The organism is Microbacterium sp. EB106-03-03-XG65 (assembly GCF_058791955.1).
The window spans coordinates 1,557,728-1,570,682 of sequence record NZ_JBYTEB010000001.1; the positions used below are offsets into that span (position 1 = coordinate 1,557,728).

Consider the following 12,955-nt stretch of genomic DNA (forward strand, 5'->3'; position numbering starts at 1 on the left):
ATGATCACGCTGGACGAGACGGATCACGCGATCCTCGACGAGCTGCGTCGCGACGCGAGGGCGTCGATGACGGCGATCGCCGAGGTCGCCCACATCTCGCGAGCCGGGGCGCACGCCCGTATCAAGCGGCTGACGGATGCCGGAGTCATCACGGGGTACACGGTGCGCACCGATCCGGTGCTGCTCGGCCATCACGCGAGCGCGTACGTGACCCTGGCCATCGAACAGGCGACGTGGCAGGACGTGAGTGCGCGCCTGAGGGCGATCCCCGAGATCGAGCACATGGCCCTCGTCGGCGGCGATTTCGATGTGATCCTGCTCGTGCGGGCAAGCGATGCGCGAGACCTGCGACGCATCGTGCTGGAAGACATCCAGGCCATCCCATCGATCCGATCCACGCGCACGACGCTGATCTTCGAGGACTTCGCGCTGATCTGAACGGTGCGGGATTCTCCCCCCTGCGTCTTTCTTGCTGCGCTGTTCCGGAAGACCAGAATTCCCGGTTTATCTGGGGTTATTCGGAACACTTGCGGGCTTCGAATGTCGGTGGTCCCGGGTTGACTGGGGCGTATGAACAGCACTGCGGAGCTTCTGGACCGGGTCATCGCCGACCTCGATACGGTGCTTTCAGACGACGCGCTCGCAGGCCTGTCCGATGCGGAGCGGATCAGCGTGCTGCACCGTGCCGGCGCGGTGTTCCGCAGGGCCGAGGCAGTCGTCGTCGAGACGGTCGCGACGGGTGACGTGGCCGACTTCCCGCATTCAGCCGGGTGCCGCGGGATGAATGAGCTGTTGCAGCGGACGTTGCTGGTCGATGCGCGGGCGGCGACTCTGATCGACCGGGTTGTCGATCGGGTGCGGCGGCCGGTGAGTCTGGCGGGGGAGAGGATGCCGGCACGTTGGCAGGAGATGCGGTCGGCCTTACTGGACGGTGTGGTCGGTGTTGCGGGATTCCTTGCCGCGACGGGTCCGATCGAGAAGGTCTGGGACCGGATCAGCGTCGACCAACGTCTGGCGGCGGATGTCGCGTTGGCGGGGTGCGCGCGCGGGCACGGGATCGTCTTCGATGACGAGAGCGACCCGGCTGCCGGCCCCGACGCCGATGCGGATGGTCCGTCGCCGACGACGCAGGATCTGAAAGCCTTGGCAGATGACCTGGCGTCGATGTTCGACCCCGATGGGGAAGAACCGAAGGACCAGGATGCGCGGCGGCGCCGCGGAATCACGATCGGTCGACTCAAAGACGGCATGCATGCGATCCGCGGGTACCTCACGCCTGACGTCGCCGCGCAGTTGCACCTGCTCTTGGATGCACTCCTCAACCCGAAAGGCGAGGGGCCGCCGATGCCCGGCGTGTACTTCGCGCCCAGCGGAGAAGCAGATGCGGATTCATCCGGTGCCTGCGCTGAAGGCGCGGACGCTGACCCGTTCAACTCTGATCCGCGGTGCGTGATCGATGACCGCACCGCCGCGCAGAGGCGTCACGATGCTCTCGCTGCGGTGTTCGCGATCGCTGCCCGCCACAGAGACATGCCTGTACTCGGCGGGGCGTCACCGGTGCTGGTCGTCAACGTCGATGCGAAAGACCTCGCGACCTCCGGCGGTCACCCCGCCGGCTCAGCCTTCGGGTCGGGTGCGGCGGTCGGGGTCGGCGAGAGCGGGAACGGCGGGTGGGCGACGATCCCCGGATCCGGTGCCCACGTTCCCGTCTCCGTAGCCGCACAGGTCGGGTGCGCCGGAGCGGTCCAGCGCGTCCTGTTCGATGAGGGGCGGATCATCGGGATCACGACGACGGACCGAGTGTTCACGGTGCATCAGCGACGAGCGATCATCGCCCGCGACAAAGAGTGCCTGATCCCCGGATGCCACGTGCCCGCGTCGTGGTGCGAGATCCACCACGTCACTGAACACGCCCGCGGCGGCCCGACCCATACCGACAACGGTGTGCCGTTGTGCTGGTGGCACCATCGATCTCTCGGCACCTCGGGGTGGGAGATTCGGATGAACGACGGCGTCCCTCAGGTCCGGGGACCACGATGGTGGGACCCCGCGCAACGATGGCGCACCCCCCAGCTCAGCGCCCGCACGGGCCACGCTTCGAGGGTCATCCGCACCGGATGACCCGACGACCCGACGACCGGACGACCGGACATGAAGTGTCTCCGCGGGGGCGTCAGCTGACGGTGAGCTCGAACCCGTCCTCGATCGGCACCACAGCCACCTGCGTGAGGTCGTCGACGTGGAAGGTCGGATCGTGGGAGAGCGCGTGCGGGCCCACTCCGATCACGCGCATGCCCGCCGCGTGAGCGGCCTGGATGCCGGCACCGGAGTCCTCGAACACCACGCAGTCGGCGGGATCGACGCCGAGCAGCTTCGCGCCCTGCAGGAATCCCTCGGGATGCGGCTTCGACGCCGAGACGTTCTCAGCGGTCACCGTCAGAGCGGGCACCGTCAGCCCGGCCTGCCCCATGCGGGCGTTCATCAGAGTCACGTCAGCCGACGTGACCATCGCGTGAGGGTAGGGGAGCAGCGCCGCGAGCAGGGTGTCTGCGCCCGAGATCGCGACCACCCCGTCGACGTCTTCGCTCTCGTTCGCCAGCATCGTGGCGTTCTCTCGGATGTTGATCTCGTGATCCCGCTCCGGAAGCATGATCGCCATGCTCTGATGACCCTGGCGGCCGTGCACCACGCTCAGCACCGTCGCGGGATCGATGCCATGCGGTGCGGCCCAGGCCAGCCACAGGCGTTCGACGACGGCCGTCGAATCGACGAGGGTGCCGTCCATGTCGAGCAGGACGGCGCGGGCGCTGATGGTCTCGGTCATCTCCTCAGGCTAGCGGGGCGAGTATCGGGAGTCGCTGGAGGGCGAGGCTCCTATGATGTGGGCGGAGGCCAGTGATGCGATATCTCGGCGAGAAGGTCACGCAGGTCCTGCGTCAGCTGCGCGGACCCGACACTGCGGATGCGGTCCTCGAGGCGACGGCGCTCATCGTCGGCGCCGTGTTCTTCGTGCTCGGCTTCCTGATCGGATGGCCCTCGTTCTGGGGCCGCGAGCTGCCGATCAGCGGCACCGGATCCATCGGCGCCTTCACGGCTCACGGCGGAGCGCTCACCGCTGTCCTCGCCTTCGCGATCGGCCGTCTCGTGGTCAGGCCCGCAGAGGTCGCCCCTGATGGCACGCGTGACGGGTTCAGCGTTCCCGGCGATCGGCTGCGCTGGTACGACCTGGCCGCGATCGCCTTCGCGCATGCCGCGATCGCCTACCTGGGCTGGCTAGGCATCGCCGAGCTGCTCGAGCGCAGCTTCACCGGTGCGCCCGTGTACGCGTTCCCCGGTGCGATCCTGGTCGCCGTCGCGTTCGCCCTCACCGCCTACGTGACGTTCCTGAGCGCCGTGGCTCTGACGCCGACCGTGCTGTCTCTCGTCCTGGCCGTGTTCCTCGTCATCGGGGCGTTCGCGGCGATGCTCGCCTCCAGCGACGTGAACTGGTGGCAGGAGAATCTGTCGGCTCTCGGCATGAGCAGCAACAGCGCCTCGCTCGCGTTCAACACCACGCTGATCATCGCCGGCGTCCTGGTCACGACGATCGCACGATACGCCACAGCGGGCCTCCCGGTCGGCGACCGTGCAGCCCGCCGGGGGCGCCGCGTCGTTCGCGGCGGACTGATCTTGATCGGGATCTTCCTCGCGTGCGTGGGTGTCTTCCCGGTCGATGAGTTCTTCCTCGTGCACAACACGGTGGCCACGGGGATGACCGTGGCATTCGCGGTCATCGTCGTCGGGCTGCCGCGGTTCGTGCCCAGCATCCCTCGGGTGTTCGTGGCACTCGGCTGGATCTACGTGCTCGTCATCGTCCTGCTGGGCGCGTTCTTCGCGGTCGGCTACTACAACCTGACCGCGGTGGAGCTGATCGCTGCGGTGCTGATCTTCAGCTGGATCATCGTCTTCCTCCGCACGGCAGGCTCAGTCGGCCCCGAGCGCCGGCATGACCCCGCGCCCGCCTGAGGGATCGACGTCAGCGCAGCGGATGCGTGGCGTCGGACGTGCGCTGCAGGGCGTGGATCGTGTGCGCGTGCCGCTGCTGGGCCACTCCGACGAACAGGCAGTCGACCAGTGCGAGCTGCGCGATCCGGCTCACCATGGCGCCGGCCCGCAGGCGCGGCTCCCGTGCATGCGTGAGCAGAGCGTGGTCGCAGTTCTCGGCGATCGGGGAGGACGAGGTGCCCGCGACGGCGATGGTGACGCCTCCTGCGGCCCGCGCCGTCTGCAGGAAGTGCAGAGTCTCACGGGTGGTTCCCGAGTGCGAGAACCCGATCGCGACGGTCCTCCGTGCTCCCAGAGACGCGGCGGCGGTCGCCTCATGCGAGTCGGAGAGCACGATCGAGGCATGGCCGATGCGCAACAGCTTGTGGCCGAGGTCGGCTGCAGCCAGTCCACTCGCGCCGATGCCGAACAGCAGGATGCGGTCTGCGCTGTCGATCGCCGCGACGGCGGCGGCGAGATCGTCGTAATCGAGATGCGCGATGGTCTCCTCGATGGCGAGGAGTTCGAGCGCGGCGACCTTGGCTGTCGCCTCGCGCAGGGTGTCGGCTGCAGAGATCTCGGAGCCGAAGCCGGATGCTGCGGGGAACTGCACGGATTCGCGTCCCAGCTCTCTGGCCAGGGCCATGCGCAGGGCAGCATATCCGTTGACCCCGATCGCGCGGCAGAAGCGCACCACCGACGCGACCGAGGTGTCGCATGTGGCGGCGATCTCGGTGATCGTGCTGTCGACGACGATCGACGGGTCATCGGCCACCGTTCGGGCGATGCGCGCCAGTGAGGGCGGCAGCGTCTCGGCCGCGGTGGCGATCGTCGTCTGGATGCTCATCGCTCTCCTGGCTCGGGTGGGTGTCACGAGTGAATAATTCTTTCATGCGGGAGCGAAGATGCGTAGACTATTTCCATGCATTCCCCGCAGGCACTCGTGGCCGTCGACCTCGGCAAGTCACGGTGCCGCGTCGTGCTCTCAGAGTCGCGTTCCGACGACGGCCGGGAGCGCCGCCCCCTGTATGAGGGCATCGGTGCGCCGGGATTGGCCGCCGCCGACGGCGTCGTCTCCGCGCTCGCCGCGATCCTTCCGATGCGTGAGCGGCTCGAGCAGCCGATCACGTCCATCGCGGTCGGTGCTGCGGGGGCGTGGGCGGCGCCCGCGGCGGCATCCGAGCTCGCGCGCCGTCTTGCCGATGCGCTGAGCGTGCCGGCTGTCGTGGCTTCCGACGTGGTGACGGCCCATGCGGGCGCGCTCGCTGGTGGGGGCGGAGTGCTCCTGATCGCCGGCACGGGCGCCGCCGCGCTCGGCATAGAAGACCAGGCGGCGACGCTCGTCGACGGTTGGGGTCCCGAGCTGGGCGACTTCGGCGGCGGCTCCTGGTTCGGTCGAGAGGCTCTGCGCGCAGTTCTCCGCGCCTCCGTCGGTCTCGGGCCCGCGACTGCGCTCACCGACGCCCTCGCCGCGACGGTCGGCGCTCCGGCGGCGATTCCCTCGTGGCTCGCCCAGGACGATCCGCTCGGGAGGCGGCTCGCGACCCTTGCACCCGGGGTGCTGGATGCGGCCGAGCGAGGCGATCCCTGTGCAGCGGCGATCGCGGCGGAAGGAATCCGTCTGCTCGTCGCCTCCGTCGTCGCCGCATCGGACGGTCCTGTCGTCGCGCTGCATGGTGGGCTCACACAGCACACGTGGTTCCGTTCCGCGCTCGAAGCCGCGCTCCACGCCGCCGACCGCTCGGTCACCCCCTCGTCCGGCGACGCTCTCGACGGCGCGCTCCTCCTCGCGGAGCGCGCCGACCTTCCCCATGAAAGGTTCGTGCACCGTGCCGAATGACCCGGCCAGACTGACCACTCTCCTCGACGTGCTCTCCACGCTCGGCACCGAGGCGTCGGCCACCGAGCGCGGCGACCTCGATCTGCTGGACACGGCGGAACTCGTACACCGGATGAACGCCGAAGACCACCGCGTCGCGGCCGCGGTCGGCGAGCGCAGCGCCGAGATCGCCGCAGCCGTCGACGGCATCACCGATCGGTTCCGCAGGGGAGGGCGACTGATCTACCTCGGCGCCGGAACCGCCGGACGCATCGGCGTGCTCGACGCCAGCGAATGCCCTCCCACCTTCGGCACTGATCCCTCGATGGTGGTGGGGCTGATCGCCGGTGGCGAGACCGCCCTCCGCTCAGCGGTCGAGAACGCCGAAGACGACGACGTGGCGGCGGCGGCATCGCTGACGGAGCTCCGGCTCACCTCCGACGACACAGTGGTGGGGATCTCGGCCTCGGGGCGCACGCCCTACGTGGTCGGCGGCCTCGAATACGCACGTACGCTGGGGGCGCTCACGGTCGCGATCGCGTCGAATCCGGCATCCGGGATCGGCGCGGTGTCGGACATCGCGATCGAGGTCGTCACCGGCCCGGAGTTCATCTCGGGATCGACGCGGCTGAAGTCCGGCACGGCGCAGAAGCTGGTCGTCAACATGCTCACGACGCTGTCGATGATCAAGCTCGGCAAGACCCACCGGGGTGTGATGGTCGACCTCCTCGCGACGAACGAGAAGCTGCACGCCCGTTCGATCCGCACGGTGACTGAGCTCACCGGGGCAGGGATCGACGAGGCCTCAGCTGCTCTCGACGCGGCGGGTGGCTCGGTCAAGCACGCGATCCTGATGATCTCGACGGGGGCCTCGGCGCACACCGCCGCTCAGGCGCTGCAGGATGCCGACGGCATCCTGCGCGCGGCGATCGCCGCCCTGTCGCGGAGCTGAGCGCGAACGACGCGTCAGAAGCTCGGGATTTCTGAACCCCGCAGCGCGGCGCGTACCCTGGAGTCATCCCCCGAAGCTCACCCGGCAACCTCGCGCGCCGGCGACCTCGGCGCGCTCACACATGCAAGGACGCAGATGAACGTAACCGCCGCACCCCACGACGACTGGACGGCGAGAGAAGAACTGGCCGAGCGGATGATCCCGCTCATCGGGGCACTCAAGCGCGAGCGGGATGTGGTCACCTCCCTGCACGGGCACCGGCTACTCGGCCTGTCGGCCACCGGCATCGTCGAGATGCACGACAGGGTCGCTCAGCTCGGGCACGAGCCTCTTCCGCTCGACGACACCCTCGCCGTACTCGAAGCGGTCGCCGTGCTCGCACCCGGTGCCTCTTCGCTCGACCTCGCGCGACTCGCCGCCGGCCACGCTGACAGCGAGCTGCGTCTCGACGCGTATCTGGCCGAGGCGCTCGCGCCGACGGTCGGAGCGGTCGCCGCGGCCCCGACAGACGTCGTGCTCTACGGCTTCGGACGCATCGGGCGCCTGCTGGCGCGCATCCTCATCGCGCACAACGGCGGCGGCAGCGGATTGCGTCTGCGCGCGATCGTCGTCCGACGCGGCGCTGAGAACGATCTGGTCAAGCGTGCGTCGCTGCTGCTGCGCGACTCGGTGCACGGCCGGTTCGCCGGATCCGTCACAGTCGACGAGGAGGCCGAGCAGATCATCGCGAACGGCACTCGCATCCAGGTGATCTACTCCGACGATCCCTCGACGATCGACTACACGGCGTACGACATCCACGACGCGATCGTCGTCGACAACACGGGGCGCTGGCGCGATGAAGCCGGACTCAGCCGGCACCTGCAATCGACCGGGGTCGCCCGCGTTCTGCTCACGGCACCCGGCAAGGGCTCCTTGAAGAACATCGTGCACGGGATCAACGACGACACGATCGAGCCGAGCGACCGCATCGTCACCGCGGCATCGTGCACCACGAACGCGATCACTCCGGTGCTCAAGGCGGTCGACGAGGCCTACGGCATCGTGCGCGGCCACGTCGAGACCGTGCACTCGTTCACCAACGATCAGAATCTGATCGACAACTTCCACAGCGGCGATCGTCGCGGGCGTTCGGCCGTGCTCAACATGGTGATCGCCGAGACCGGGGCGGCGAAAGCCGTCGCGCGCGCACTGCCCGAGCTCGAGGGCAAGCTCACCGGGTCAGCCATCCGGGTGCCCACGCCCGATGTCTCGCTGGCTGTGCTGCATCTGACCCTCGAGCGCCCCGCCGACAGAGACGAGCTCAACGACTATCTGCGTCGGGTCTCGCTGCACTCCAAGCTCCGTCAGCAGATCGACTACGTCGAGAGTCCCGAGGTCGTCTCGACCGACTTCGTCGGCTCGCACCGCGCCGGCATCGTCGACGGCCTCGCGACCATCGCGAACGACCAGGACGTCGTGCTCTACGTCTGGTACGACAACGAGTACGGATATTCGTGCCAGGTGATCAGGGTGCTCGAGGTCATGGCCGGATCGCACCCGATCGTGCTGCCCGAGCGCCGTGAGGTGACGCTGCGCGGTTGAGCGCGCGATGTCGGTCGCTCGCGGCATGATGAGGGCATGAAGACCGGGACCCTGCGCGCCGAACGCCTGCGTTCGCATCGGCTGAGCACTCCGGCGCGCACGGTCGCGGATGCCGCGTCGCACATGCTCGCAGTGCAGAGCCAGGACTTCACCGCCGGCAGGTGGGTCCTCGCTTCGCGCACGCGGGGCGAACCGACTCTCAGAACGCTCGATCGTGCCTTCGGTCGGGGCGACCTCGTTCGGGCGTGGACCATGCGCGGCACGCTGCACATCATCCCGGCGCGCGACCTTCGCTGGGTGTTGTCGGTGACCGCTGAGCGGCAGCGTCGACAGGCGGCGGGGCGGCGCCGCGATCTCGGGATCGACGCGCCCATGGTCGCCGCGGTGATGGCGGCGGTGGTGCCGCGCCTCCGTGACGGCGGTCTCACGCGCGCAGAGATGTTCGAGGTCTTCGCCGGGATCGGCATCGACCCCACCGGCCAGCGCGGCATCCACCTGTTGAGCGAGCTGACCCTCGACGGTCTGATCTGCCAGGGTCCGGTGGTCCCGCGCGAGGGCGTGACGCGCGAACAGCTCTTCGTGCTGGTGGAACAGCATGTGTCTGAGCACGCGGCGCCCGACGACCCCCTGGCCGAGCTCTTCGTGCGCTACATCGATGGGCACGGTCCGGCGGGAGTGTCGGACTTCGCCTGGTGGTCGGGGCTCACGCTCGGCCAGTCCCGCGAGGCGCGCGACCGTGCGGCGGCCAGAGTGGTCGAGATCGACGACGGCCTCTTCGTCGGCGTGCGACGCCCTCGACGGTCGGCGACGGCTCCGCCGGTGCTGGCGCTCGGCGCCTTCGACGAGTACTACATCTCCTACGCCGACCGCACGGCCGTCTGCGCCCCGGAGCACCTCCCGCTCGTCGGGCCGGGAAAGAACGGCATGGTGCGGGCCACGATCGTCGCGGACGGTCGGGTGATCGGATGCTGGACGCACGCGAGCGCGTCTCTCGGGTCAGCTCCCGAGCTGTTCGAGTCCGGAGCGGGCGCCGCGGTCTATGCGGATGCGGTGCCCGCGGCGCTCGCGCGCTTCAGCCGATTCGTCGACGGCTGAGTCCTGCGACGGCCGATTGTCACTCACTCGCGTGACGGCCGAGGAAGTTGTACACCTCGTTGTCGTCGACCCCGGGGAAGGCGCCGCGGGGGAGCGGCGAGAACATGTGCGTGTGCACGCGGGCACTCGGCCAGGCCTTGCCGTTCCAGCGCTCGGTGAGGTCGGCTGACGGTCGGCGACAGCAGGCCTCGTCGGGGCAGCTCGACACCGCCCGATCCGTGGTCTCGCGTCCGCGCCACCAGCGTGCGTCGTCGAAGGGCACGCCCACCGTGATCGAGAACTCGCCGTCGGTCGAGGCGCCGGTCTGGGTCGAGCACCAGAAGGTGCCCGACGGCGTGTCGGTGTACTGGTGATGCTCGTTCGTGCGGTTCTGCTGCGTGAACGCCGCCCGCGCCTGGAACTTCCGGCAGACCCGCTGCCCCTCCACAGCGCCGGTGACGTCCATAGGCAGGGGCAGATCGTCGTTCTCGTACACGCGCGTGATGGCGCCGGTCGCATCGACGCGGAGGAAGTGCAGCGCCATGCCGACATGCTGGGTGAGCAGATTGGTCATGCGCATGCCCGCGGCCTCGTGCGTGACGCCGAAAGCATCGCGAAAGTCCTCGACCGCGAGGTTGCGGTCCTTCTTGGCCTGCGCGAGGAAGGCGACGGCAGCCGTCTCGGGCATCAGGCAGCAGGCGGCGTAGTAGTTGATCTCCAGCCGCTGCTGCAGGAAGTCGGCGTAGTCGGTGGGCGGAGTGTGACCCAGCAGGCGGTGCGCCATCGCCTGCAGCGCCATCGACCGCAGGCCGTGCCCTCCCGGAATCGAGGCGGGAGGAAGGTAGATGCGGCCGTTCTCGAGGTCGGTCACCGAGCGCGTCGAGTGCGGCAGATCGTTCACGTAGATCAGCTCGAACCCCAGCTTCTCCGCCATGATGCTGACGGTGCGGTGCGAGAGCGCCCCTTGCGCGTGCCCTGCGGAGCGCAGCTGCTTCTCCGCGAGCTTCTCGATGTCTGCGAGGTAGTTGTGCTGGGCCCTCATGCGCAGTCGCAGCTCGGTGTTCGCACGGCGCGCCTCTTCGGGGGTCGCGATGGCCTCGCGCTCGCGGCGCTGCAGTTCGCGATGCAGGCCGAGCACCGATTCGATGGTCTCGTCACTCACGCCCTTGGTGACCCGCACCGGGGCGATCCCCAGCTGGCGGAAAACAGGACTCGCCTGCGCGCGCTCGAGCTCGATCTCCAGCGCCGCGCGTCGATTCGGCGGCTCGTCCGAGATGAGATCCGTGACCTCCGTGCCGGTGGCCTGCGCGATCGCCTGCAGAAGCGAGAGCTTCGGCTCGCGCTTGCCGTTCTCGATCAGGCTCAGCTGCGAACCGGCGACTCCGACGGCGGCTCCGAGCTCGTCGAGGGTGAACCCCTTTTCGAGGCGGTGGTGCCGAATGCGGTGACCGAGAGTCGTGAGGTGGATGCCCGTGCTGACCATTCCTTGATGATAGCGAAAGAATAGCAATTCTTAAGCGGGATATTGCATGAAACTATGACGGGAAGCGGAAAGGATTGATGCAACGCCCCCTACTTCGAAGGAGCAGTCATGGCGATCGCCGATGTCTTCACCCCTCGCACCACAGCCGTCGCACCCGTCCGCACGTTCGGTACGGCACCGACCTATGACACGCCCGCCATGGCGGAGCTGGTTGCCTGGGTGGACGAGATCGCAGCGCTCACGCAGCCCGCGTCGATCCACTGGGTCGACGGGTCGCGCGCCGAGAACGACTGGCTTCTGCGCGGCCTGGTCGACGAGGGGAAGCTGATCAAGCTCAACCCCGAGTGGCGTCCGGGCTCGTACCTCGCGCGCTCGCACCCCAGTGACGTCGCCCGCACCGAGGGGCGCACCTTCATCTCGTCCGAGCGCGAAGAAGACGCCGGTCCCACCAACAACTGGGCGCCGCCTGCGCAGATGCGCGAGAAGATGACCGAGATCTTCGAGGGGTCGATGCGCGGGCGCACGATGTTCGTCGTGCCGTTCTCGATGGGTCCCGTCGGCGGTCCCCTCTCGCACATCGGCGTGCAGGTCACCGACAGCGCGTACGCCGTGACCTCGATCGGCATCATGACCCGGGTCGGCGACGCCGTGACGCGAGAGATCGCCGAGGGCGCGCCGTGGGTCAAGACGGTGCACTCGGTCGGCGCACCGCTCGCCGCGGGCCAGCCCGACGTCGAGTGGCCGTGCAACGACGACAAGTACATCGTGCACTTTCCCGAGACGCTCGAGGTCTACTCGTTCGGGTCCGGCTACGGCGGCAACGCGATCCTGGCCAAGAAGTGCTTCGCGCTGCGCATCGCCTCGGTGATCGCCCGCGACGAGGGATGGCTCGCCGAGCACATGCTGCTCATCCGCGTGATCGATCCGGCGGGCAAGGCGTACCACGTCGCCGCGGCCTTCCCCTCGGCCTGCGGCAAGACGAACCTCGCGATGCTGCGACCGACCATCCCCGGCTGGCGGGTCGAGACGCTCGGCGACGACATCGCGTGGATCCGCCCCGGTGAAGACGGTCGCCTCTGGGCGATCAATCCCGAGGCCGGCTTCTTCGGCGTCGCTCCGGGCACCGGCGAGTCGACGAATGTGACGGCGGTCGAGACCCTCTGGGGCAACACGATCTTCACGAACGTCGCGCTCCGCCCCGACGGCGACGTCTGGTGGGAGGGGCTGACCGACCAGGCACCCGCTCATCTGATCGACTGGGAGGGGAACGACTGGACGCCCGATTCCGGACGCCCTGCCGCGCACCCCAATTCCCGCTTCACGGTCTCGGCGGCCCAATGCCCGCAGATCTCGGAGGACTGGGAGGCGGCGGTGCCGCTCGATGTCATCCTCTTCGGAGGGCGTCGCGCGACCAACGTGCCGCTCGTGGTCGAGGCGACCGACTGGACGCACGGCGTGTTCCTGGGCTCCAACATCTCGTCGGAGCGCACCGCCGCTGCCGAGGGCAAGGTCGGCGAACTGCGCCGCGACCCGTTCGCGATGCTCCCGTTCTGCGGCTACAACATGGCCGACTACTTCGGCCACTGGCTGAAGGTCGGTCGTGGCCTCCGTTTCGACCGTGCCCCGCGCATCTTCCAGGTCAACTGGTTCCGCCGCGGATCCGACGGCCGGTTCCTGTGGCCCGGATTCGGCGACAACTCGCGGGTCGTCGACTGGATCATCCGCCGCATCTCCGGCGAGGTCTCCACTGTCGACAGCCCGATCGGTCGCCTGCCGCTGGTCGAGGATCTCAACCTCGACGGCATCGAGGTGCCGGAAGCTGATCTCGAGGAGCTGTTCTCGGTCGACACCGAGGCCTGGAAGACCGAGGCAGATCTCACCGAGGAGTTCTACGACACCTTCGGCGACAGGATGCCCGCTGCCCTCCGGGCCGAGCTGGCATCGCTGCGCTACCGGCTCGAGAGGGCCTGACAGACCGGGCGCCGGTTCGGGGGAGCCGGCGCTCCACCTCCCCAGATTC

11 protein-coding genes are annotated in these 12,955 nt (G+C 68.6%); 8 read left to right on the forward strand and 3 right to left on the reverse strand.

Going from position 1 to position 12,955, the window contains the following annotated elements; translation table 11 throughout:
* Positions 1-438: an Lrp/AsnC family transcriptional regulator gene (locus AC3WS6_RS07280; protein ID WP_492500376.1), complete on the forward strand. Its 438-nt coding sequence runs from the start codon at positions 1-3 to the stop codon at positions 436-438.
* Positions 439-570: 132 nt separating this feature from the next.
* The gene (locus AC3WS6_RS07285; RefSeq protein ID WP_492500377.1) at positions 571-2,121 is read left to right on the forward strand and encodes an HNH endonuclease signature motif containing protein; all 1,551 of its coding nucleotides are present in this window, start codon (positions 571-573) and stop codon (positions 2,119-2,121) included.
* Between the two features lie 52 nt (positions 2,122-2,173).
* Here the strand turns inward: AC3WS6_RS07285 and AC3WS6_RS07290 are convergent, their stop codons facing one another.
* Positions 2,174-2,824, reverse strand: coding sequence for an HAD-IA family hydrolase (locus AC3WS6_RS07290; RefSeq protein WP_492500378.1), 651 nt, complete (start codon positions 2,822-2,824; stop codon positions 2,174-2,176).
* A gap of 74 nt (positions 2,825-2,898) precedes the next feature.
* Between AC3WS6_RS07290 and AC3WS6_RS07295 the strand changes: the two genes are divergently transcribed.
* Entirely contained in the window at positions 2,899-4,005 is a 1,107-nt protein-coding gene (locus tag AC3WS6_RS07295; RefSeq protein ID WP_492500379.1) for a DUF998 domain-containing protein, read from the forward strand.
* A gap of 10 nt (positions 4,006-4,015) precedes the next feature.
* On the opposite strand, the gene AC3WS6_RS07300 is transcribed toward AC3WS6_RS07295, so the two are convergent.
* Complete coding sequence (locus AC3WS6_RS07300) at positions 4,016-4,870, reverse strand: MurR/RpiR family transcriptional regulator (protein ID WP_492500380.1); 855 nt, start codon at positions 4,868-4,870, stop codon at positions 4,016-4,018.
* Between the two features lie 75 nt (positions 4,871-4,945).
* Between AC3WS6_RS07300 and AC3WS6_RS07305 the strand changes: the two genes are divergently transcribed.
* The 4 genes from AC3WS6_RS07305 (at position 4,946) to AC3WS6_RS07320 (ending at position 9,473) form a co-directional block, all read left to right on the forward strand.
* Positions 4,946-5,863 (forward strand): BadF/BadG/BcrA/BcrD ATPase family protein, encoded by a 918-nt coding sequence (locus tag AC3WS6_RS07305; RefSeq protein ID WP_492500381.1) that lies wholly within the window; start codon positions 4,946-4,948, stop codon positions 5,861-5,863.
* Positions 5,853-6,794, forward strand: a complete 942-nt coding sequence (gene murQ, locus AC3WS6_RS07310; RefSeq protein ID WP_492500382.1) for an N-acetylmuramic acid 6-phosphate etherase — start codon at positions 5,853-5,855, stop codon at positions 6,792-6,794. The genes AC3WS6_RS07305 and murQ overlap by 11 nt, the downstream gene beginning before the upstream one ends.
* Positions 6,795-6,929: 135 nt before the next feature.
* A complete protein-coding gene (locus AC3WS6_RS07315; RefSeq protein WP_492500383.1) occupies positions 6,930-8,378 on the forward strand; it encodes a glyceraldehyde-3-phosphate dehydrogenase in 1,449 nt (482 codons plus the stop codon).
* Positions 8,379-8,414: 36 nt separating this feature from the next.
* A complete protein-coding gene (locus AC3WS6_RS07320; protein WP_492500384.1) occupies positions 8,415-9,473 on the forward strand; it encodes a winged helix DNA-binding domain-containing protein in 1,059 nt (352 codons plus the stop codon).
* A gap of 19 nt (positions 9,474-9,492) precedes the next feature.
* Here the strand turns inward: AC3WS6_RS07320 and AC3WS6_RS07325 are convergent, their stop codons facing one another.
* Entirely contained in the window at positions 9,493-10,935 is a 1,443-nt protein-coding gene (locus AC3WS6_RS07325) for a helix-turn-helix domain-containing protein (RefSeq protein WP_492500385.1), read from the reverse strand.
* Positions 10,936-11,043: 108 nt separating this feature from the next.
* On the opposite strand from AC3WS6_RS07325, the gene AC3WS6_RS07330 reads away from it, so the two are divergent.
* Positions 11,044-12,906, forward strand: a complete 1,863-nt coding sequence (locus AC3WS6_RS07330) for a phosphoenolpyruvate carboxykinase (GTP) (protein ID WP_492500386.1) — start codon at positions 11,044-11,046, stop codon at positions 12,904-12,906.
* Positions 12,907-12,955 lie beyond the last annotated feature (49 nt).